This window comes from Streptomyces sp. NPDC048275 (genome assembly GCF_040652275.1).
Lineage (GTDB): Bacteria > Actinomycetota > Actinomycetes > Streptomycetales > Streptomycetaceae > Streptomyces.
The window spans coordinates 13555-36082 of the sequence record NZ_JBEZLR010000016.1 but is presented as its reverse complement, the minus strand read 5'-3'; the positions used below and the strand labels follow the sequence as shown (position 1 = coordinate 36082).

The following is a 22528-nucleotide window of genomic DNA, read 5'->3' as shown; positions in this document are numbered from 1 at the left end:
GTCTGCGCTCACCCGTTCCGCCCTGCGGAACGCCTGCCCACAGACAGACCACCGGTGTGTTTCAACTCGCCGGTGCCAAAACCAGCAACGCCGTGCCCGCCTCCACCTGGGCGCCCGGCTTGGTGAGGATCTCCGCCACCACTCCGTCCATCGGGGCGGGCACCCGGGACTCCATCTTCATGGCCTCCAGGGCCAGCAGCGGCTGGCCGGTGGTGACCCGGTCGCCCGCGCGGACGTTCAGCTGCCAGACGGACGCGGCGAACTCGGCCTCGATCAGACGGCCGCCCGCCGGGACGGTCACCTCGACGGGGGCCGCCGCGGGCGCGGACACGGCGTCCGCCCGGGCGAACTCGCCCGCCGCCTCCCAGGCATCCCGCTCCGCGGCGAACGCGGTGCCCTGCCGGGCCCGGAACTCCGCGATGGAGTCGGCGTCGGCGGCGAGGAAACCCTCGTACTCGGCCAGTGAGAACACGCCCTCCTCGATCCGGGGCACGAACCGCCCCGAGACGATGTCGGCGCGCAGATCGAGGAGTTCGTCGGGCTCGACGGCGTACCACTTGATGCGGTCGAAGAAGCGCAGCAGCCAGGGCGAGCCCGGCTCGAACGCGCCGCGCTGCTGCCAGCCCGACCACACCTGGGTCGTACGGCCCACGAACTGGTAGCCGCCGGGGCCCTCCATCCCGTAAATGCAGAGGTATGCCCCGCCGATGCCCACCGAGTTCTCGGCCGTCCAGGTGCGCGCCGGGTTGTACTTGGTGGTGACCAGGCGGTGCCGCGGGTCCAGGGGGGTCGCCACCGGCGCACCCAAGTAGACGTCGCCCAGGCCGAGTACGAGGTACTCCGCGTCGAACACCGTGCGGTACACGTCGTCCACCGAATCCAGGCCGTTGACGCGGCGGATGAACTCGATGTTCCACGGGCACCAGGGCGCGTCGTCGCGGACGCCCGCCATGTAGCGGGCGATCGCCTCCCGGGTGGCGGGGTCGTCCCAGGACAGGGGGAGGTGCACCGTGCGGGAGGGGACGACCAGTTGGTCGCTCGGCGGCAGCATCCGTGTGATCTCCCGTACCGTCGCGAGGAGTTCGCGCTGCGGCAGTCGGTGCGGGTCGGTCTGGATCTGGAGGGAGCGGATGCCCGGAGTGAGGTCCGTGACGCCGTCGAGATCCGCCTCGGCCACCGCCTCCATCAGCGCGTGGACGCGCATCCGCAGGGCCAAGTCCAGTTGCATGGGGCCGAATTCGACCAGCAGGTTGTCGTCGCCGCTGCGGCGGTACGTCACATCGCCGTCCCGCGCGAGCACCCCGCCGTCCACGATCGCGGCCCGCGCCGAGCCGTCCTCGGCGAGCGGCGCGAAGCGCACCGTGTCACCGGGACGGAACTGGCCGAGCTTCCAGCGCTCCGTGCTGACGACCGTCGCCGGGCAGACGAAGCCACCCAGCGAGGGACCGTCCGGGCCGAGCAGCACCGGCATGTCACCCGTGTAGTCCACGGCGCCGACCGAGTAGGGCGTGTCGTGGATGTTGGACGGGTGCAGGCCCGCCTCACCGCCGTCGGTGCGCGCCCAGCGGGGCTTCGGCCCGACCAGCCGTACGCCCGTGCGCGCCGAGTTGAAGTGGACCTTCCAGTCGGCGGCGTAGAAGTCGTGGATGTCGTCCTCGGTGAAGAACTCCGGCGCGGCATGCGGGCCTTCGAGCGCGCCCACCTGCCAGGCGGAGCCGAAGACCGGACGGTCCCCGGGCGCCACCGGGCCGCCCGAGTCGATGACGGACCCGCCGTGCAGCACGTCACCCGTCCGCAGCGCCCGCCCGCCGTGCCCACCGAACCGGCCCAGCGTGAAGGTGGACGCGCTTCCCAGGAACGCCGGCACGTCCAGGCCCCCGCCCGCGAACAGGACGTACGTGCGCAGGCCGTGTTCGGCGGGGGCGCCGACCTCCAGCAGCGCACCCGCGGGCACGGTCACCGGCTCCCACTGCGCGAGGGCCGCGCCGTCCACGGTGACCGGTGCCGGAGCGCCCGTGACGCAGACCGTCGTGGCGTGGCTGAAGCGCAGGGTCGGGCCCTGAAGCGTGCACTCCAGGCCCGGTGCGCCCTCATGGTTGCCGAGCGCCCGGTTGCCGAGCCGGAAGGACAGGTCGTCCATCGGGCCGCACGGCGGCACACCCACCTGCCAGTAGCCGGTGCGCCCCGGCCAGTCCTGCACGGTGGTGAGCGTTCCGCCGGAGACGACCTCGACGCGCGCGGTGGGGTCGGTGACGCCCGCGAGCGTGGCCGTCGAGTGCGCCGCCCGCTGGAAGGAGCGGTCGGCGAGCGCCGCCCGCACCAGCCCCAGATTCGTCTCGATGCCGTCCACCCGGGTGCGGGCCAGCGCCTCGTCGAGGCGTTCCAGGGCGTGCGCCCGGTCCGATCCGTACGCGATGACCTTCGCGAGCATCGGGTCGTACGACGTGGTCACCTCGGTGCCCGTCTCCACCCAGCCGTCCACGCGGACGCCGCCGGGGAACTCGACCCGGGTCAACAGGCCCGCGCTCGGCCGGTGTTCGCGCGAGGGGTCCTCCGCGTACAGGCGGGCCTCGACGGCATGACCGCGGGGCGCACCCGGGTCCCGTACGACCACCGACTCGCCGCGCGCGAGCCGCAGCATCCAGGCGACGAGGTCGACCCCGTAGATCTCCTCGGTGACCGGATGTTCCACCTGGAGGCGGGTGTTGACCTCCAGGAAGTACGCCTCCTCGCGCGCGGCGTCGTAGACGAACTCGACCGTACCGGCCGAGCGGTAGTCCACCGAGACGCACAAGTCATGTGCCGCCATGGTGAGTTGCTCGCGCACATGGGGCGGCAGCCCCGGAGCCGGGGCCTCTTCCAGGACCTTCTGGTTGCGGCGCTGGAGTGAGCAGTCGCGGTCCCCGAAGGTGACCACGCGGCCCAGGCCGTCGCCGAAGACCTGCACCTCCACATGGCGGGCGTTTTCGACCAGCCGCTCCAGGAAGACCCCGGCCGAGGAGAAGGAGGCCGCGGCGACGCGCTGCACGCGCTCCCAGGCCTCGGTCAGTTCGTCGGCCGATCGACATGCCGACATACCGATGCCACCGCCGCCGCCGGTGGCCTTCAGCATCACGGGATAGCCGATGAGGGCGGCTGCTTCCCGGGCGTCCGGAAGAGCGGCTAGCAGCCCGGTGCCCGGGGCCAGCGGTACCCCGGCCGCTTCGGCGGCCGCCCGCGCCGTGTGCTTCGCCCCGAACAGCTCCAGCTGCTCCGGCGTCGGACCCACGAACACGATCCCGGCGTCCTCGCAGCGCCGTGCGAACGCCGCGTCCTCGGAGAGGAAGCCGTACCCGGGGTGGATCGCCCCGGCCCCGGTGTCCTTGGCCGCCTTCAGGACCAGGTCGGCGTCGAGGTAGGACTCCTTGGCGGGCGCGGGGCCGAGGCGTACGGCCTCGTCGGCGAGCCGCACGTGCGGCGCGGAGCGGTCGGGGTCGGAGTACACGGCGACCGTGCGCAGCCCGAGTTCGCGGGCCGTGCGGATGATCCGTACCGCGATCTCGCCCCGGTTGGCGACCAGCAGCGTGTCGAAGCTCATGCGGGGGCCCCGATGCTCATCTCCACGGCCGTGGGCTCGAAGCCGTTGCAAGGGTTGTTGATCTGCGGGCAGTTGGACACCAGCACGATCACCTCGCGCTCGGCGCGCAGCGTCAGCTTCAGCCCCGGGGCCGAGATGCCGTCGACGATGCCGAGGGTGCCGTCCTTCTCGACCGGCACGTTCATGTACCAGTTGATGTTCGAGACGACATCGCGCTTGCCGAGGCCGTACTTGGCGCCCTCTGCGAGGAAGTTGTCCACGCAGGCGTGCTGGGACCAGGTGTGATGGCCGTACCGGAGGGTGTTCGACTCCTTGGAGCAGGCGCCGCCGACCGTGTCGTGGCGGCCCACCGCGTCCTCGATCACGGTCATCAGCGGGGTGTGCTCGTTGGACATGAGCACGCTTCCGGTGGTGAGGAAGAGGTTGCCCTGCGCCTGGATCGTGTCGGGGGCGCTGTAGCGGACGGCGGTGTCGTGGGCGTCGTACGCCAGGAAGTCGACGGCCTGGTTGCCGTGCAGGTCGGTGATGGTGAGTGTCTCTCCTGCGCGGACGACGGCGGACCAGGCGGCCCGGGCCGGCACGACGGTCCTTTGTGTGGTCGCCTCGGTCATGCGATCCCCCTCGCGGCAAGGAATTCGGCGGTGTTCAGGAAGGCGCGGCGGCCCTCGGGCGTGGCCTCCCACAGCGGGTCGCCCGGCGCGGTCGCCGCCGCACGCCACGCGAGGACCTCCAGCGGAGTGCTGACGTACTCCGCACGGGGGTCGGCCGGGTGCGGCACGTTCGCGATCAGCACGGTGACGTCCTGCTCGGCGCGCAGGGTCACGCTGCCGCCGGGCCCCGCCGAACCGGTGAAGTCCAACGAGCCGTCTTCGCGTACCTCTACGCCCTGGAAGAAGGAGAGCGATGGCGGCAGATCGCGCGGCTGAAGGCCGTTCTTGGCGGCTGCCAGCTTGAACAGCTCGCGCCCGGCGGGGGAGGCGGACTGCGGCGTCCCGTCGCCGTAGCGCGCCGTGTTGCGTACGAGCGTGGAGGTGCCGCACAGCGCGTCGTGCCGTCCGGAGGTGTCGGCGAGCACGGAGGCGAGCACGCGGCCCTGGTCGGAGAGGAGCAGCTGCCCCTCGCCCAGGTAGGCGTTCCACTGGACCTTGACCGTGTCCGCCACGTTCAGGCGCTCCCACGGGCGGTCGGCGACGTACAGCAGAAGGTGCGCGCAGGCGTCGCCGGTGCGGTCGGTCAGCCGGAGTTCCGTGCCGCGGGCCAGCACCTTGTGCGTGTAGTTGCCGCCCGCCACTGTCTCCGCCCACACCAGGTGGCCCGCCTCGCAGGGCGGCGCGGGCCAGTCGCTCGCGGGGACGACGGGCATGGCCTCGGCGCGGGTGCCCTCCTGGGAGCGGGCGTGGTCCCGTGCTCCGTATGTGGTTGCTGTCGCCATCGCGGGTCCTCCGGCTCCTGGGTGATTTCTGTCGCGTGACAGAAATTAGGAGCGGGGCGGTTCGGTGCGGTGTCTCTTGCGTTGCCGCGGCGTTACGGATCCCTCACCGTGGTTGCTCCCGGTTCGTGGCTGCGGGCCGTCCGTGGCTGTTCGCGCCCGCGCGGCGGAGCCGCACACGTCACGGCCCCGCGCCCCTTCGGGGCGCCGATCCGTACCGGCGTTCATGTGCGAGGATCGAACGTATGGGAACCGGCGGTGGTGGGCGACGGGTCGGGCGGCCGCGGGTTGCGCAGCGGCCGGACAGTGGTCTGTCGCCGCGGGACGAACTGCTGGACGCCGCCGCGGAGTTGTTCACGACGCGCGGCTACGCGGCCACCACCACCCGCGCCGTCGCCGAGCGGGCGGGCATGCGACAGGCGTCCATGTACCACTACGTCTCCGGCAAGGAGGAGCTGCTCGCCGAGCTCCTGGAGTCCACGGTCACGCCCTCGCTGACCCTCGCCCGGCAACTCCTCGCGGACGACGCGGCCCCGCCCGTGGACCGGCTGTGGGAACTGTGCCGCACCGACGTGGAGCTGCTCTGCGGGGGCCCGCACAACCTCGGCGGGTTGTATCTGCTGCCCGAGGTGCGCACCGAACGCTTCGCCGGCTTCCATGCCGTACGGGCCGAACTCAAGGACACCTACCGGCAGTTGCTCGCCGCGACGGAAGCGGGTGGAGCGCTCGCCAAGAGGGAGCTCGATCTGCGGACTGATCTGTTGTTCGGTCTCATCGAAGGAGTGATTCTCGTGCATCGCTCCGACCCGGAGCGGCCCGTGTCCGCGTTCGCCGAAGCCACCGCCGACGCGGCGCTGCGGATCGCCGGAATCTGACATGCCGCCCGGTGAGGGCGTGTTTTTCGCATACCCGTCCGCGATTACGCACCGTGTGTGAATGGATTCCGAGCGTGCAAATGGGGCCGAGCGTACTCCTGCCCCAAGGGCGATTTCAGGTGCTTGCCGAATATGACACGGCGTTGATCCGGTCGGACTAAGCTCGCCCGCAGCGCACCGAGTTGAGATGTATTCGTGCGCTTGTTCCCAAAAGTTCCGAAGATTCAGTTTGACCATGCAGTTTCCCCCACAAACTCCCCCACCCCCCAGCCGATTTGTCTCAGAGGGCATACATGGTGAGTGTTCAATCGCCTCCCGGTGGCCGTGAACTTCCCTACGCGCGTGTGCTGTTGCCACCCGCCATACTGATGGCCGCGGTGACCGGGGCCGCCGTCGCCGTGGTGACGGCCCCGGCCCGGGCCGCCGTCGGCTGGTGCGGCGGCATCGCGACGCTGCTGGTGATCGCCGTCGCGGGCGAAGCCGTGCGCCGTGGTCGCATCGCCCGTGACCTGCGCGCCGAGCTCGCCCGCCGGACCGAGCACCTCGAACAGCGCATCGCCGCCCACGACCAGGAGTTCGTGCGCTTCCGTACGGACGTCCTGCCCACCGGGCTCCGCCGCATGAACCGCGGCACGAACGCCGGGGATGTGGCCCGCACCTTCGGCGGTGACCACCCGGGCGAGCACGACATCCCCCAGTCGCAGCGGGACCTGCTGCGCTTCGTGCTCCAGATCATCGACGACGAGCAGTTGCTGCGCGACTCCGCCGCGCGCTCCTTCGTCAACATCGGCCGGCGTGTCCAGGCGCTCATCCACCAGCAGTACAACGAACTCCGTGAGATGGAGGAGGACCACGGGCGCAACCCCGAGGTCTTCGACGACCTGCTGCGTATCGACCACGGCACCGCGCTGATCGGCCGCCTCGCCGACTCCATCGCCGTGCTCGGCGGCGGTCGCCCGGGACGCAACTGGCCCGAGCCCGTCTCGCTGTTCAGCACCATGCGCGGCTCGATGTCCCGGATCCTCGAGTACCGCCGCATCGAGCTGCACTCGATGCCCGACGTCGCCATCAACGGCATCCACGTCGAACCGGTCATCCACGCCGTCGCCGAACTCCTCGACAACGCGACGCGCTATTCGCCGCCGACCACCAAGGTGCATCTCACCGCGGTCGTCGTGCAGACCGGTGTCGCCATCGAGATCGAGGACTCCGGCGTCAGCTTCAGCGACGAGGCCCGCCAAAAGATGGAGGAGCTGCTTCGCAGGGCCGGGGAAGGCGTCGACGTCAACGTCCTCGGCGAGGCCCCCCGGCTGGGGATGGCCGTCGTCGGACGGCTCTCGAAGACGTACGACATGAAGATCTCGCTCAGGCAGTCCGCGTACGGCGGTGTCCGCGCCGTCGTCGTCGTGCCGAGCAACATGCTCACCAAGGACCCGGCCGTCGGTATCGCCCACGGCATCGGCGTGAACTCCCTGTCGATCCCGGACACGGACGGAGTCGAGGGGCCCAACCGCAAGCCGAAGAAGCGCCGCCCGACCACCGGACCCCGGATCCCCGGCTCGCACGACGGCATCGGCGACGACGACGTCCCCGTGGTCACCGAGTGGACGGCCAACGGTCTGCCGCAGCGCCGCAGCAGGGTCAAGGTCCCGCTCAGCCAGCGGATCGCGGAGGCCAGGGCCGCCGAGGCGGCGGCCGAGGCAGCGGCAGCCGCGGCGCCCGTCTGGGCCCCCGAGCCCGCCCCCAAGGAGGAGCAGCCCCCACCGGGGATGTGGGTCGAGGCGTTCATGGCAGGACTCAAGGGCGACCCGGACCCGAACGCATTCACCACGAAGCATCAGCCGGCCGCTGCTGAGGCCGATGACGAGGGGGACCTCAAGTGATCCAGCAGATCGGCAACTTCGACTGGATGCTCAAAGATCTCGCCGACGGTGTACCGGGCATCGAGCAGATCGTGGTGCTCTCCGCCGACGGACTGCGCATCGCCCGCTACGGCGGTGACCCGGACGCCGCCGACCGTGTCGCCGCGGCCTGCGCGGGACTGCAGAGCCTGGCCGGAGCCGTCGCCGGCGAGATCCGCCGCGGCGGCGGCGCGATGCGCATGGTCATCATCGAGATCGACACCGGCTACTTCTACCTGATGTCCGCGGGAGCCAACGCCTATCTCGCGGTGCTCGCCAACCTGGCCGCCGAGCCCGGACTGATGAGCAACCGCATGCGCGACCTCGTCGCCCGGATCGGCGCCCATCTGACCAGCCCGCCGCGGCGCAACGGGCAGACCGTATGACTCCTCCGCAACGCCGACGGCGCTCCCCCAAGGAAGAGCCACCCCCCGAGCTCCCCCAGGAGCAGCCGCCCCAAGAGGCCGACGAACAAGTCCCCAAGAGCCCCGGGCGCTTGTACCTGCTCACCGGCGGGGGCGACAACGGCGAGCGCGCCGAGATCGACCTGGTCACCTTAATCGTGGCGCGCGCCGACTCGCCGTCGCCCACCACCCAGCCGGAGCAGTCGGCGCTGCTCCGGCTCTGCAAGGCCCCTCTGTCCGTGGCCGAGCTCTCGGCCTACCTCAATCTGCCGTTCAGCGTGGTGACCGTCCTGCTCACCGAGCTGCTGGCGGCCGAACTGGTACAGGCGCGCGCCCCGATCGTCCGCTCGGCGCTCCCCGACCGTTCCCTCCTCGAAGCGGTGATGCATGGACTTCAAAAGCTCTGACACGATCCCGGGCCCTCGCGTCGAGGACCATCTGCCGCACACGGCGACGGCCGCCGTGAAGATCGTGATCGTGGGCGGTTTCGGAGTCGGCAAGACGACCATGGTGGGCTCGGTCAGCGAGATCAAGCCGCTGACCACCGAGGAGACCATGACGCAGGCCGGCATCGGCGTCGACGACAACTACGGCTCGGAATCCAAGACGGCCACCACCGTCGCCATGGACTTCGGCCGCATCAGCATCACCGAACAGCTGGTGCTCTACCTCTTCGGCACCCCCGGCCAGGAACGCTTCTGGTTCCTGTGGAACGGCCTCTTCGAGGGCGCGCTCGGCGCGGTCGTCCTGATCGACACCCGCCGACTGGAGGTCAGCTTCGACGTGATCGGCCGCCTGGAGGAACGCGGTGTGCCGTTCGTCATCGCCATAAACGACTTCCCGGACGCTCCCGGCTACCCGATCGAGGACCTGCGCACCGCGCTCGACCTGTCCGAAGAGATCCCGATCGTGAAGTGCGACGCCCGCCGCCGCGCCTCCAGCCGGGACGTCCTGATGACGCTCATGCACTTCCTGCACTCGCTGGCGATCACCTCGCCGCGCACCTGATCCCGTAGCCCCCAAGCCCGCCATGCCCCGCACGCCAACCCCCAAGACACCGGATCCACTTCAGCTTCGGAGCGATTCACCGTGACGTCTGAATCCCACTTCCCGGCCGGTATGGACGGCCTTGCGCTCGACCCGCCGCCCGGCTGCCCCGCCCACGGCCTCGGTTCCGACGGACTGCACCGGCTCCACGGCCCCGAGGCCGAGGACCTGGGAGCCCTGTACGAGAAACTCCGCGAAGAGCACGGTCCGGTCGCCCCCGTGCTGCTCCACAACGACGTGCCGATCTGGGTGGTGCTCGGCCACAGCGAGAACCTGCACATGGTGAGCAACCCCACCCACTTCTCCCGGGACAGCCGGCTGTGGACCGCCGTCCAGGACGGCACAGCCGGCCCCGACCACCCGCTCGCGCCGCACATCGCCTGGCAGCCCATCTGCTCCCACGCCGAGGGCGACGAACATCTGCGGCTGCGCGGCGCGGTCATCGGCGCCATGTCGACCATCAACCACCGCACCATCCGGCGGAACATCAACCGCGCGACCCAGATCCTCGTCAACCGGTTCTGCGAGAAGGGCCGGGCCGAGCTGGTCAGCCAGTTCACCGAGCACCTTCCGATGGCCGTGATGTGCGAGATCCTCGGCATGCCCGACGAGTACGACGAGCGTCTGGTGCAGGCCGCCCGTGACCTGCTCAAAGGCACCGAGACCGCGATCGCCAGCAACGAGTACGTCATGAACATCCTGATCCGGCACACCGCCCGCCGCCGGATCCAGACCGAAGGGGACTTCACCAGCCACCTGATCAACCACCCGGCCGGGCTCACCGACGACGAGGTCGCCCAGCATCTGCGCCTGGTGCTGCTCGCCGCGTACGAGGCCACGGCCAACCTCCTCGCCAACGTGCTGCGTGTGGTCCTCATCGACCCGCGCTTCCGCACCCGGTTGAACGGCGGGCAGATGACGGTCCCCGAGGCGGTCGAACAGTCCCTGTGGGACGAGCCGCCGTTCAGCGCCGTCCTCGGCTACTTCGCCAAGCAGGACACGGAGTTGGGCGGCCGGCGCATTCGCCGGGGCGACGGTCTGATCCTCGGCATCGCGCCGGGCAACATCGACCCCCGGGTACGCCCCGATCTCAAGGCCGGCATGATGGGCAACCGCTCCCACCTCGCCTTCGGCGGCGGGCCCCACGAGTGCCCGGGCCAGGACATCGGCCGCGCCATCGCCGATGTCGGCGTCGAGGCGCTGCTGCTGCGCCTGCCCGACGTCGAACTGGACTGTGACAAGGACGAGTTGCGCTGGCGGTCGTCGATGGCGTCGCGACATCTGGTGGAGCTTCCGGTGTACTTCGAGCCGAGGCCGCCGCAGGAGGTCCATGAGGTACCCAGCATCCAAGCCGTCCCGCCGCAGCGGACGAACCGGCAGGTCCCGGTGGAACAACCGACGGCGCCCGCCCCGCAACCCGCCCAGTATCCCGCGCCGCCCCAACCGACGCCGGCACCGGAACCCGTACGCCGACTCGGCGCCTGGCAGCGCTTCCTGCTCTGGTGGCGGGGTTACTGAGCCCAGTCGTCGTACGACGTCCAGGCCCGCAGCACCCGTTCGCTGACGAACCGATGTGCGCGCCCCGTCACCGGATCGGTGAACTCCAGCGTCCGCGCCAGCAGTTGGAGCGGCCGCCGGAAGTCACCGGCCGGGACGGGGCCGGTCACCACCGGGTAGAGCGGATCGCCGAGGATGGGCACGCCCAACGCGTTCATGTGCACGCGGAGTTGGTGCGTCTGCCCGGTGCTGGGCGTCAGACGGTAGCGCCCCATGCCGTCGCGATGCTCGCTCAACTCGACCCGGCTGACGGCGTTCGGCTCGCCCGCCACCTCCCGCGCGGCCATCACCCCCCGCTCCTTCACGATCCGGCTGCGGAGGGTGCGCGGCAGGTCGAGCCCCGCGTCGTACGGGGCCACCGCCTCGTATTCCTTCCCGACCAGTTTGTCGCGGAACAGGCTCTGGTAGGCGCCGCGCTCCTCGGGCCGCACGGTGAACAGAATGAGGCCCGCGGTGAGGCGGTCGAGGCGGTGCGCGGCGCCGAGCGTCGGCAGGTCCAGCTCCCGCCGCAGCCGGGCCAGCGCGGTCTCGGCGACATGGCTGCCGCGCGGGGTGGTGGCGAGGAAGTGCGGCTTGTCGGCGACGACGATGTGCTCGTCGCGGTACACCACGTCGAGCTCGAACGGCACCCGCTCCTCGTCGGGCAGCTCCCGGTGGAACCACACGAACATCCCCGGCACATACGCCGCGTCGACCGTCAGCGGCCGCCCGTCCTCCCCGACGATCAGTCCGTCGCCGATCATCCCGTCGATCACCCCGGGCCCCGCCGCGAGCCGCTCCACCAGATGCTCCCGCACGGTGGCCCACTCCCCGCTCTGCGGCAGCTTGATCCGCACGGGGTCCACCCCGTCGCGCTGCGGCAGGGGAGAGGGCGGGATCCGGGGCTTGCGTCTCATCACGATCAAGCGTACGAGGCAGGAACCTCAGCCGAGTGCACGCGTGGTGCGCGCAGCAGCCGGTACGCAGCTCCGATCCCCACCGTGACCAGCAAGAACAACACCGTGAACCACTGGAAGTACCAGTGCCCGCCCGTCGGGTCGTACACCGCGGCGCGCGGCCAGGCGAGGTTGACGGTCATGAACAGGCCGTAGAGGAGGGCGATCGCGTTGACGGGGACGCCCCAGCGGCCCAGGGAGAAGAGCGGGGCGCCCGTCTCGTCGGTGCCGTCGGCCGCGAACTCTCCGCGCAGCCGGCGTATCAGCAGCGGCCCGGTCACCATCGCGTAGGCCAGGTACAGCATCACGATGCAGGTGGTGCCGATCGCCAGAAAGGCATCCGGGGAGGCGAAGTTGAGGAGCAGAAGGGCGGCGGCGAGGACGCCGACGACCAGGGCGGGGGCGCTGGGCATGCCGGTGCGCGGGTTGACCTTGGCGAGGCGGCGGGAGAAGGGGAGTTGGCCGTCGCGGGCCATCGAGAAGAGCATCCGGCAGGCGGACGTCTGGATCGCCAGGGTCGCCACCGCGATGGCCACCACCACATCGGCGAGCAGCGCGCGACCGACGCCGTCGCCGAGGCTGCTGGTCAGCACGTAGCTCAGGCCGTCGACGCCCAGGCGCCCGTCCGTCAGGCTGGGCGCGGCCAGCAGTCCGCCGAGGACGATCAGCCCGCCGAGCAGGCCGGCGGCACCGAGCGCGCTGAGGATCGTACGGGGCGCGGTACGGCGTGGGTTGTGGGTCTCCTCGCTCATCTCGCCCGCGCTGTCGAAGCCGATCATCACGTACGCCGCCATGAAGGAGCCCACCATCAGCGCCCCGAAGAGGCCGGTGCTGCCCTCGCCGGCATGGAAGGTGATGCCGGGTGAGCGCTCGGAGTGGGTCAGCAGGAGCACGATGATCAGGACGGCGCCGATGATCTCGGCGGTCACGCCGACCCGGTTGATCACGGACATCACGCGGTTGTCGACGATGTTCACCAGCGTGGTCAGGGCGAGCAGGATGACGCCGAGGACGGCGGCGTTGGCCGCGCCGTCGGGGGTGGTGGGCGCCGGGTCGCTGCCCACCAGCTGGAAGCCGGACCAGATCGCCGGCAGCACCATCTGCAGTGCGAGCGCGGCCGCCGCGACGACCACGATCTGCCCGATCACCATGATCCAGCCGGCGAACCATCCGAAGGACGGGGTCGACAGGCGCGTCGACCACTGGTAGATCGCGCCCGAGATCGGATAGCGCGCGGCCAGCTCCGCGAAGCACGCGGCGACCAGCAACTGGCCCACCAGCACGGCGGGCCAGGTCCAGAAGAAGACCGGGCCGCCGAACGCGTACCCGAAGGCGAAGAACTGGAAGACGGTCGTCAGCACGGAGATGAAGGAGAACCCGGCGGCGAACGAGGCATACCGGCCGAGGCTGCGGTGCAGCTCCTGGCGGTAGCCGAACTCGGTCAGTGAGCCGTCGCCGGGGGACTGCGGCGGATCGGGGCGTACGTCGGAGGGGGCGGTGGTCGTCACGGTGGCACCTGCCTTCGGCGCAGGGAGCGGATTCCTGGCGGATGGGTCCGGCCGGATGAATTCCTGTCGGGTGACAGAAATTAGGGAGACCCTGTTTCGCTCGCGTGACGCGACCGTGTCCGCGCCGGGCCTAACTCCTCACGCCCTTGTCGGCCATGGCGAATCGGGGCTCACGATTGCGGAGCGCATCAGTGATGCGCAGGGGAGCGAATGCAGGGCTTCTTGCCTGCTCCGAGGCTGAGGGGCGCGCAGTGGATCGCCGGCTGGTCATGGACGCGGCGCTCTACAAGCTGCGCAAGGGGATCCACACAGGACGCGGAACATCGCCGACTTCGACCCGTTCGACTGGGCGATGGTGGCGGGCCGTTCGGCGATGTCCGAGAATCCCGGCTGGGGTGCTGTGCTCACTCGCTCGGGCGGGTTGCTCGCGCTGGCGGTGGCGGCGGTGTGGCTGTCGAGCCGTACCTTCAGATCGCATCAACGGTCCGTGTGACGCGGCGGGTCGGGAGGTGTGACCGGGCGGGTCGGGGGACGTGACCGGTGGGTCAGGAGACGCGACCGAGCGGTTCGGGAGGCGTGATCCGGTGGGGCAGGAGACGCGACCGAGCGGGTCAGGTGTGTGATCGGGTGGTCGGGAGGCGTGATCGAGCGGGTAGGGAGGCGTGACCCGGTGGGTCGGGACACGTCACCCGGTAGGTCAGGAGGCGGCCGGTGCGGTGGCCTCCTGCTCCGCCTCCACCTGCGCGTTCCACTCCCGCTTGGTCGCCTGCCAGCCGTCCTCGTTGTGCCCGAGGCGCCAGTAGCCGGAGATCGACAGATCCTCGCGCGAGATGTCGCGCTCCACCCGCAGCAGGTGGCGCAGTTCCTTCACGAAGCCCGCCTCGCCGTGCACGAACGCGTGTACCCGGCCCGCCGGGAACTCGAGGGCGCGTACGGCCTCCACCAGGGCCTCGCCGAGGGGCCGGTCCCCGCGGTGCAGCCAGACGACATCCACGTCGCAGTCGACCTTCTGCTCCTCCTCGGGTCCGGAGACCTCCACGAAGGCGTGGGCCACGGCATCGTCCGGCAGCGCCTCCAGGGCGGCGGCGATCGCGGGCAGCGCGCTCTCGTCCCCGGCGAGCAGATGCCAGTCGGCGCTCACGTCGGGCGCGTACGCGCCACCAGGACCCATGAACCGCACCAGCTCGCCCGGCTGGACGCGCGCCGCCCACGGACCGGCGAGGCCCTCGTCGCCGTGCACCACGAAGTCGAGCGTCAGCTCGCGCTGCTCGGGGTCCCACGCGCGCACGGTGTACGTCCGGGTCACGGGCCACTGCTCGCGCGGAAACTCCGCACGGATCCGCTCCATGTCGAACGGCTCGGGGTAGGTGACGCCTTCCGGACCGAACAGCAGCTTGACGTAATGGTCGGTGCTGGTGCCCGCGGTGAACGCTGCGAGGCCCTCGCCGCCTAGGACCACGCGCTGCATGTGCGGCGTCAACCGCTCGGTCCGCACGACCCGCGCGGAGTGGGGCTTCCTGGGCCTGCGTGCCGGACGCTCTGCCATGACGGCCTCCCTGTTCCTGTGCTTAGGCTTACCTAAGTTAGCACTCATCTCCCATTTAACGCCTCGGTCGTGAGAAGTCGATGAACGCTGCGTCGGGGTCGCCGCGCATTCGCCCAGGCTGCGCCTTCCTCGTGGCGAGAATCACACTCTCCCAATCGAGAATGCCGCTCATCGCTCCTTGAGTGTCGTGAGCAGCCGCTGCAGCGACCCGCCCAGGCCCCAGCGCGCGGCGAGTTCGTCCAGCGCGGCCGGGTCGCGCGGCGCGTGGGGCAGTGCGGTGTCGACGTCCGGCAGAGGGACGTCACCGGCGACCCGCACGACCGTCGGCGCCACGGCGACGTACGGCCGCGACTCGTCGAGCCGCTTGCGCTGCGAGGGCGTCAGCCTGGCCTTCGGATCGTCGACCGCGGCCATGATTCCGGCCAGGTCGCCGAACTCGTCGAGCAGCTTGGCCGCCGTCTTCTCGCCGATCCCCGGCACGCCCGGCAGGCCGTCGCTCGGGTCGCCGCGCAGCAGCGCCAGATCCACATACCCCGAGCCGTCGACGCCGTACTTCTCGCGCAGCCATGCCTCGTCGGTGAGCTGGAGCGTGCCGACGCCCTTGAGGGGGTACAGGACGCGGATTCCCCGCTTGTCGTCGACGAGCTGATACAGGTCGCGGTCGCCGGTGACGATGTCGACGGGGCCGGTGGCGCGGCCGGTGAACGTGCCGATCACATCGTCCGCCTCGTACCCCTCGACCCCCACGCGTGCGATGCCCAGCGCGTCGAGGACGTCCTCGATGACGGGCACCTGCGGGGAGAGCTTGTCCGGCACCTCCTCCTGGTCCGGGCCGACCTCGGTCTCCACGGCGACGCGATGCGCCTTGTACGAGGGGATCAGGTCGACCCGCCACTGCGGGCGCCAGTCCGCGTCCATGCAGGCGACCAGGTCGTCCGGGCGGTGGTCCTTGACCAGGCGGTCGATGAATTCGAGCAGCCCGCGCACGGCGTTCACGGGCGTGCCGTCCGGGGCGCGCACCGAGTCGGGGACTCCGAAGTAGGCCCGGAAGTACAGGGAGGCGGTGTCGAGCAGCATCAGGCGTCTGGTCACGCCTCGCATCATGCCGTACGGCACTGACAGTGACCTGGACCACTCCTGCGTTTGCTGCGCGTAAGCGAGGGCAGGCGCGCATCGAAGAGAAGCCGGTTGTGATTTCAACCGTTCTTTGGCGGTTTTTCAGCCGTACTTCAGAGTTCTTCAACATTTCGACGAGAGGCACCCGTGTCATCCAGGCTTGAGGCCGAGCATTTGTACAAGGTGTTCGGCAGACGACCCGACGAGTCGGTGGAGCGGCTCCGCCAAGGAGCCGACCGTGAGGAACTGCGCGCCGACGGCACCACCGCCGCGGTGATCGACGCGTCCTTCACGGTGGAGCCGGGCCAGATCTTCGTCGTCATGGGCCTGTCCGGGTCCGGCAAGTCCACACTGCTTCGCATGCTCAACGGACTGCTGGAGCCGACCGGGGGCCATGTGCGCTTCGACGGTCAGGACCTGACGAAGCTCAGCCCCCGCGAGCTGCGCGAGGTGCGGGCGAAGAAGATCAGCATGGTCTTCCAGCACTTCGCGCTGTTCCCGCACCGCAGCGTCCTGGAGAACGCCGCGTACGGCCTGGAGGTCCAGGGCGTTCCGAGCGCCGAGCGCAAGAAGCGCGCCACCACGGCCCTCGAACTCGCCGGCCTCGCGGGCTGGGAGAAGTCCTGGCCCGACGAGCTGTCCGGCGGTATGCAGCAGCGTGTGGGCCTGGCCCGCGCGCTCGCCACCGACGCTGATCTGCTGCTGATGGACGAGTCGTTCAGCGCGCTCGACCCGCTGATCCGCCGGGACATGCAGGACCAGCTCATCGAACTCCAGAAGAAGCTGAAGAAGACCATCGTCTTCATCACCCACGACCTCAACGAGGCCATGCGCCTGGGCGACCGCATCGCCGTCATGCGCGACGGCCGCATCGTCCAGATCGGCACCGCCGAGGACATCCTCGTGCGTCCCGCGGACGACTACGTCGCCTCCTTCACCCAGGACGTAGACCGCTCCCGGGTGCTGACCGCGGGCGCCCTCATGGACACCTCGGTCACGGGCGAGGCCACCGTCTGCAGCTGCGAGACCGCGACCCTCGAGACGCCGTTCGCGGAACTGTGCGCGATCAGCGCCCGTCTCTCGCACCGCGTCTCGGTCGTGGACGAGGCGAACAGAGTCATCGGTGTGGTGCCGCGGCAGCGGCTGGTCGGCTTCCTCGGCGACGAGACGGCCGGCCCCGCGCCCTGCGACAACCCGGATGGGAAGGTGACCGCCCGTGCCTAGGATTCCCTTCGGTGACTGGGTCAACGACGCCGTCGACTGGCTGCTCAACCACATGGCGTGGCTCTTCGACTTCTTCAAGACCGTGTTCGACGGCGCCTACGACGGCATCAACGCCGTCCTCCAGGCCCCGCAGCCGCTCCTCCTCGCGGGCATCTTCGCCGTGATCGCGTTCTGGCTGCGCGGCACGTCCGCCGGTGTCCTCACCTTCGTGGGATTCGCCTTCATCGACTCCCTCGAACTGTGGGAGGACGCGATGGTGACCCTCTCCCTCGTCCTCGTGGCGACGCTCATCGCGCTCGTCATCTCGGTGCCCGTGGGCATCTGGGCGGCGCGCTCCGACCGGGTCAGCAGCGTCGTCCGCCCGGTGCTGGACTTCATGCAGACGCTGCCCGCGATGATCTACCTCATCCCGGCGATCCTGTTCTTCGGCACCGGCGCCCCCGCGGGCATGGTCGCCACCCTGATCTTCGCGCTGGCACCCGGCGTCCGCATGACCGAGTTGGGCATCCGCCAGGTCGACAAGGAACTGGTCGAGGCCGCCGACGCGTTCGGCACCACGCCCCGTGACACCCTGCTGCGCATCCAGCTGCCGCTGGCCCTGCCCAGCGTCATGGCGGGCGTCAACCAGGTCATCATGCTGGGCCTGTCCATGGCCGCCATCGCCGGCATGGTCGGCACCGGTGGCCTCGGCGGCGACGTGAACCAGGCCATCGGCCAGCTGAACGTCGGCCTCGGCTCCGAGGCGGGCGTCGCCATCGTCATCCTGGCGATCTACCTGGACCGCATGACCAGCGCCCTGGGCACCCAGGTCTCGCCGCTCGGCCGCCGCGCCGCCGCAAGGCTGCGCGCCGCGCAGGGTCTGAAGATCTGGTCCTACCGCCCCCGCTCGGCCGTGGCCGTGGTCGGCGTCGTCGTGCTCGCGCTGGTCGCGGGCGGCATGGGGATCTTCGGTGGTACGGACGCGACGTCCACTGCTGCCGACGGCAAGAACGTCGGCCAGGGCAAGAAGATCAGCATCGGCTACATCCCGTGGGACGAGGGCGTCGCCTCCACCTTCCTCTGGAAGGAGATCCTCGAGCAGCGCGGCTACGAGGTCGAGACGAAGCAGCTCGACGCGGGCCCGTTGTACACCTCCCTCGCCCAGGGCGACATCGACTTCGAGACGGACTCCTGGCTGCCGACCACCCACGAGCAGTACTGGAAGAAGTACGGCAAGGACCTGGACGACCTGGGTTCCTGGTACGGCCCGACGTCCCTGGAGCTGAGCGTCCCCTCGTACATGAAGGGCGTCGATTCCCTGGAGGACCTCAAGGGCAGGGCGAGTGAGTTCGGCGGCAAGATCACCGGCATCGAGTCCAGCGCCGGAATGATGAGCCTGCTCAAGAGCAAGGTGCTCAAGGAGTACGGGCTCGACAAGGAGTACAAGGTCGTCGACAGCTCCACGCCCGCGATGCTGGCCGAGCTGAAGCGCGCGTACGCCAAGAAGGAGCCCGTCGTCGTCACGCTGTGGTCGCCGCACTGGGCGTACAGCGACTACGACCTGAAGAAGCTCAAGGACCCGAAGGGCGCCTGGGGTTCGGGCGACGGCGTGCACACGCTCTCCCGCAAGGGCTTCGCCCAGGACGACCCGGTCGTCGGCGAGTGGCTCAAGAACTTCAAGATGACCGAGGAGCAGCTCACCGGCCTCGAGTCGGAGATCAACAAGGCCGGCCAGGGCAAGCAGCAGGACGCCGTGCGCGCCTGGCTGAAGAAGAACCCCGACGTCGTCGACACGCTCGCCCCGGTCAAGAGCGCCTCGGCCAGTGCCGAGACCAAGCGCGCGCTCGATGTCGCCTGGTTCCCCTGGGACGAGGACGTCGCCGTCACCTACCTGTGGAAGGACGTCCTGGCCCGGCGCGGCTACACGATGAACCTGAAGCAGATGGACGTCGGCCCCGTGTACACGGGACTGGCCTCCGGCGACCTCGATCTCAACTTCGACGCCTGGCTGCCGTACGCCCAGTCGAACTACTGGGACCAGCACAAGAACGACCTGAGAGACCTCGGCACCTGGTACGAGCCGACCTCGCTGGAGATCGCCGTCCCGTCGTACGTGAAGGACGTCAAGTCCCTCGCGGACCTCAAGGGCAAGGGCAGCACCTTCGGCGGGAAGATCATCGGCATCGAGCCGGGCACCGGCGAGATGAACCTGCTCAAGACGAAGGTGCTCCCCGGCTACGGCCTGGACAAGGAGTACAAGGTCGTCGACGGCTCCACGCCCGCGATGCTGGCCGAGCTGAAGCGCGCGTACGCCAAGAAGGAGCCCGTCGCCGTTGTCCTGTGGTCCCCGCACTGGGCCTACAGCGAGTACGAGCTCACCAAGCTCGCCGACGACAAGAAGCTGTTCGGTGAGGGCAACACGATCCGGACCATCTCCAGCAAGGCGTTTCCCGAGCAGTACCCGCAGCTCACGAAGTGGATCAAGAACTTCAAGATGAGTGAGGACGAACTCGGCAGCCTGGAGAGCGAGATCAAGCAGCGCGGCCAGGGCCATGAGGAAGCTGCCGTCGCGGCGTGGCTGAAGGAGCACCCGGGTGTGGTGGAGCGGATGACCCCGCAGTAGTCGGGTGGGCGTTCGATGACTCCGCGGTAGTCCGGCGGGCGTTCGTCGAGAGGTGGTCCTCGCACAGGTCCCGTGTCCCACGGGCCGTGTGGCGAAGGCCACCTCTCGCGGCGTTCCCGGAGCCCGCGAGTGGTCCGTACGCTCGGCTCTCTCCTCCCGTTCGTTCCTGTGAGACACCCGTGCGTCCCTTGCTTCGGCTCGGCCCCTTGGCCGCCCTCCTCGTGGTGGCGATGTTCGCCGTCGTGCTGTCGGACGCGAGCGCGCGGCCCGCGTCCGTGGCCACCGGGCGGCTCGCCGCACTCGCCGGGGATGTGCGCGCGGCCGACGGATACGCATACGACCTGCGGGACGACTCCGGCCGCACCATGGACACCGCGCAGATCACCCAGGTGCCGGACGGCACCTATCTCGCCGTCTACCACACCACCCTCGCCGACGGCCGCTTCCACGCCGCGATCGCCGACTCCACGGATCTGCGCCGCTGGACCCGGCGCCACGACTTCGGCGCGGGCACCAGCCAGCCCACGCTCGCCGCCGACGACGGGGGCGGCTATGTCCTCGCGTACGAAAAGGATCCGGACAACCACATCGCCGTACGCGGCTACCGGGATCTCGACGCCCTGCTGGCCGGAAAAACCGCCCACGCGTACGACGCGCCCCGCACCCTCTCGCGCTGCGCCGAGGGCACGCCGGACATCACCTCCGTGCACGACGGCACGATCGAACTCACCGGCCACTACCGGGCGGGTTGTGACACCGACCGTGAACTCCGCGCCACCCTCAAGGACTTCACGACCTGGCACGTCACGCCTGACCGGCGGCTGGACCGCGCCTTGGCGGCCTGGGGGACGCGCGGCAACATGGGCGACCGCTCGACCCTCGAACTCGAGGGCAGACGACTAATTCTGACGGAGGGTCAGCAGTGGCGCGGAGACTTCGGGAGCTGGCGGATGTACGCCTACGATCCGATGACCGGACGGGCCGACCGGCTGGCCGTGCGCACCCACGGCGGCAGCCGCGCCCTCGCCAACCCGTCGGCGACCCTGCTCACCGACCCGGACGGTCATCCGGCCCTGCTGGTCAGCCTTTTCGTCCCACGGGAGGGGGCGGCGCCGGGGGAGTCGGGACAACTCGTCTATTGGCGCGAATTGTGACCCCCGGCGTCCTTCGATGTGACAGCGATGTGACGGGTGCATGAAACGGTTTGGCGAACATGCGTAGGGTGCAAACAACTCATCAGGAGTTACGGGCCGACGTACTGGGCGACGTACTGGGCGACGTACCGGCCGACCTGCTGGGCGCAAGCAGTGGACCGAAGCGGTAGACCGACTACACGTGGGAGGGAGCCGGAGCGATGGGCGACCACAAAGAACAGCCCCTTCGGGTGGGCGCGGCCGTCCGGCGGCGGCGCCGGGCACTGGAGCTCACCCTCGCCGTCGTGGCCGAGCGCAGCGGTCTGTCGGTCCCCTTCCTCAGCCAGGTCGAGAACGAGCGGGCCCGGCCCAGCCGGAGCTCCCTGGAGCGAGTCGCCGACGCCCTGGGCACCACCGCCGGCGAACTGCTCGCCGCGGCAGACCCCGCGTGCAGCGTCGACGTCGTGCGCGCCGAGGCCGGCGCCGAGTTCACCCCCGAGTCCCGTGTGCGCCCCCTGGTGCGCGGTCACCACCAGCTGCACGCCACGGAGTTCACCGGTGACCATGAAGAGGGCCGCGAACTTCAGCACCGCAACGACAAGTTGATGTACGTCGCCGACGGCGCCGTCGAGGTCGAGGCGGAGGGTCGCGCTCACCGGCTGGGGCGCGGCGACACGCTGTACCTCACGGGCGGAGTGCGCCACCGGTGGCGGGCCACCGTGCCGGACACCAGGGTCGTCGTGGTCGAGGTCGCCGACCACATCGAGGCGGTGGAGGACCGCAACACCTTCGGCAAGCGCTGACGCTTCCGCGGGCCCGTGCGGGGGACACCCGCAGTGGGTACCGCTGCCATACTGACGCGATGGCCGGTACCTCCCGCTATGCCTTCGGTAACGCCTCCGAACACATCGGATCAGGGGCTGCCCTGCGTGTCGTGTCGCTCGTGCCCTCGCTCACCGAGGCCGTGGCCCGCACCGTCCCCGGCGCTCTGGTCGGCGCGACCGACTGGTGCAGCCATCCGCCCGACCTCGACGTCGTACGGATCGGCGGCACCAAGAATCCCGACGTCGACCGGATCGTACGGCTCGCCCCCGACCTGGTGATCGCCAACGAGGAGGAGAACCGCGAACCCGATCTGACCGCCCTGCGCACGGCGGGCCTCGAGGTCCTGGTCACGGAGGTGCGGGAGGTTCCGGGAGCCTTCCGCGAGCTGGCCCGGGTGCTGAGCGCGTGCGGGGCGCGGACGCGGCCGCGCTGGCTCGACGAGGCGGAGACGGCATGGGAGCGGCTGCCCGCTCCGGACCGCCGTACGACCGCGATCGTGCCGATCTGGCGGCGCCCCTGGATGGTCCTCGGCCGGGACACCTTCGCCGGTGACGTCCTGGCGCGGCTGGGCGTCGACAACGTGTACGCCCAGCACGCCGACCGCTACCCCCGTATCCCCCTGCCCGAACTCAGGGCGGCGGCCCCCGACCTCGTGGTCCTGCCCGACGAGCCGTACCGCTTCACGGCGGACGACGGCCCCGAGGCGTTCGAGGGCGTGCCCTGCGCGCTCGTCGACGGACGTCGGCTCACGTGGTACGGGCCGTCGTTGGCGCGGGCGCCCCAGGTGCTCGGTGAGGCGCTGCGACCAGGGCCTGCGGAAGCTTAATGTCGACCATGAGTGGAGGGGGC

The 22528-nt window shown here is 70.1% G+C and carries 18 protein-coding genes and 1 pseudogene; 12 read left to right on the top strand and 7 right to left on the bottom strand.

Translation table 11 applies throughout. From position 1 onward, the window contains the following. Window positions 1–61: 61 nt before the first annotated feature. Genes AB0D57_RS12750 through AB0D57_RS12740 form a run of 3 tightly spaced genes read right to left on the bottom strand, consistent with a single transcriptional unit; the run spans window position 62 to window position 5009 of the window. A complete protein-coding gene (locus AB0D57_RS12750) occupies window positions 62–3577 on the bottom strand; it encodes a 5-oxoprolinase/urea amidolyase family protein (protein WP_362070885.1) in 3516 nt (1171 codons plus the stop codon). Continuing rightward, entirely contained in the window at window positions 3574–4188 is a 615-nt protein-coding gene (locus AB0D57_RS12745) for an urea amidolyase associated protein UAAP2 (RefSeq protein WP_362070883.1), read from the bottom strand. Before AB0D57_RS12745 ends, AB0D57_RS12750 begins: the two co-directional genes overlap by 4 nt. Next, entirely contained in the window at window positions 4185–5009 is an 825-nt protein-coding gene (locus AB0D57_RS12740) for an urea amidolyase associated protein UAAP1 (protein WP_362070881.1), read from the bottom strand. Before AB0D57_RS12740 ends, AB0D57_RS12745 begins: the two co-directional genes overlap by 4 nt. 242 nt (window positions 5010–5251) lie before the next feature. Here AB0D57_RS12740 and AB0D57_RS12735 point away from each other — a divergent pair, with 242 nt between their 5' ends. The 6 genes from AB0D57_RS12735 (at window position 5252) to AB0D57_RS12710 (ending at window position 10751) form a co-directional block, all read left to right on the top strand. Then, on the top strand, window positions 5252–5881 hold the full coding sequence (locus AB0D57_RS12735; protein WP_362070879.1) for a TetR/AcrR family transcriptional regulator: 630 nt from the start codon (window positions 5252–5254) through the stop codon (window positions 5879–5881). Window positions 5882–6174: 293 nt separating this feature from the next. Further along, entirely contained in the window at window positions 6175–7764 is a 1590-nt protein-coding gene (locus tag AB0D57_RS12730; protein WP_362070877.1) for an ATP-binding protein, read from the top strand. After that, a complete protein-coding gene (locus tag AB0D57_RS12725) occupies window positions 7761–8168 on the top strand; it encodes a roadblock/LC7 domain-containing protein (protein ID WP_362070875.1) in 408 nt (135 codons plus the stop codon). The genes AB0D57_RS12730 and AB0D57_RS12725 overlap by 4 nt, the downstream gene beginning before the upstream one ends. After that, window positions 8165–8593, top strand: coding sequence for a DUF742 domain-containing protein (locus AB0D57_RS12720; protein ID WP_362070873.1), 429 nt, complete (start codon window positions 8165–8167; stop codon window positions 8591–8593). The genes AB0D57_RS12725 and AB0D57_RS12720 overlap by 4 nt, the downstream gene beginning before the upstream one ends. Further along, the gene (locus AB0D57_RS12715; protein WP_362070871.1) at window positions 8574–9194 is read left to right on the top strand and encodes an ATP/GTP-binding protein; all 621 of its coding nucleotides are present in this window, start codon (window positions 8574–8576) and stop codon (window positions 9192–9194) included. The genes AB0D57_RS12720 and AB0D57_RS12715 overlap by 20 nt, the downstream gene beginning before the upstream one ends. 111 nt (window positions 9195–9305) lie before the next feature. Continuing rightward, window positions 9306–10751, top strand: a complete 1446-nt coding sequence (locus tag AB0D57_RS12710) for a cytochrome P450 (RefSeq protein WP_362071035.1) — start codon at window positions 9306–9308, stop codon at window positions 10749–10751. Here the strand turns inward: AB0D57_RS12710 and AB0D57_RS12705 are convergent. Both AB0D57_RS12705 and AB0D57_RS12700 read right to left on the bottom strand, forming a co-directional pair. After that, a complete protein-coding gene (locus tag AB0D57_RS12705) occupies window positions 10745–11686 on the bottom strand; it encodes an RluA family pseudouridine synthase (RefSeq protein ID WP_362070869.1) in 942 nt (313 codons plus the stop codon). The genes AB0D57_RS12710 and AB0D57_RS12705 overlap by 7 nt on opposite strands. 5 nt (window positions 11687–11691) lie before the next feature. Next, window positions 11692–13233, bottom strand: a complete 1542-nt coding sequence (locus tag AB0D57_RS12700) for an amino acid permease (protein WP_362070867.1) — start codon at window positions 13231–13233, stop codon at window positions 11692–11694. Between the two features lie 316 nt (window positions 13234–13549). On the opposite strand from AB0D57_RS12700, the pseudogene AB0D57_RS12695 reads away from it, so the two are divergent. After that, a pseudogene (locus AB0D57_RS12695) lies at window positions 13550–13726 on the top strand (ABC transporter permease); the annotation flags it as partial. Between the two features lie 204 nt (window positions 13727–13930). On the opposite strand, the gene AB0D57_RS12690 reads toward AB0D57_RS12695, so the two are convergent. Beyond that, window positions 13931–14779, bottom strand: coding sequence for a siderophore-interacting protein (locus AB0D57_RS12690; protein ID WP_362070865.1), 849 nt, complete (start codon window positions 14777–14779; stop codon window positions 13931–13933). A 168-nt stretch (window positions 14780–14947) separates the two neighbouring features. Then, on the bottom strand, window positions 14948–15880 hold the full coding sequence (locus AB0D57_RS12685) for a 5'-3' exonuclease (RefSeq protein WP_362071034.1): 933 nt from the start codon (window positions 15878–15880) through the stop codon (window positions 14948–14950). A 162-nt stretch (window positions 15881–16042) separates the two neighbouring features. Between AB0D57_RS12685 and AB0D57_RS12680 the strand changes: the two genes are divergently transcribed. The 5 genes from AB0D57_RS12680 to AB0D57_RS12660 all read left to right on the top strand — a co-directional run bounded on the left by AB0D57_RS12680 (window position 16043) and on the right by AB0D57_RS12660 (window position 22505). Next, a complete protein-coding gene (locus AB0D57_RS12680) occupies window positions 16043–17119 on the top strand; it encodes a glycine betaine/L-proline ABC transporter ATP-binding protein (RefSeq protein ID WP_362070863.1) in 1077 nt (358 codons plus the stop codon). Then, window positions 17112–19721 carry an ABC transporter permease/substrate binding protein gene (locus tag AB0D57_RS12675; protein ID WP_362070861.1) on the top strand — a complete coding sequence of 870 codons (2610 nt, stop codon included), beginning with the start codon at window positions 17112–17114 and terminating at the stop codon, window positions 19719–19721. The genes AB0D57_RS12680 and AB0D57_RS12675 overlap by 8 nt, the downstream gene beginning before the upstream one ends. 179 nt (window positions 19722–19900) lie before the next feature. Beyond that, window positions 19901–20875, top strand: coding sequence for a hypothetical protein (locus AB0D57_RS12670; RefSeq protein WP_362070859.1), 975 nt, complete (start codon window positions 19901–19903; stop codon window positions 20873–20875). A 200-nt stretch (window positions 20876–21075) separates the two neighbouring features. Next, window positions 21076–21657, top strand: coding sequence for an XRE family transcriptional regulator (locus AB0D57_RS12665; RefSeq protein WP_362070857.1), 582 nt, complete (start codon window positions 21076–21078; stop codon window positions 21655–21657). 122 nt (window positions 21658–21779) lie between these two features. Continuing rightward, the gene (locus tag AB0D57_RS12660) at window positions 21780–22505 is read left to right on the top strand and encodes a helical backbone metal receptor (RefSeq protein WP_362071032.1); all 726 of its coding nucleotides are present in this window, start codon (window positions 21780–21782) and stop codon (window positions 22503–22505) included. Window positions 22506–22528: the final 23 nt, after the last annotated feature.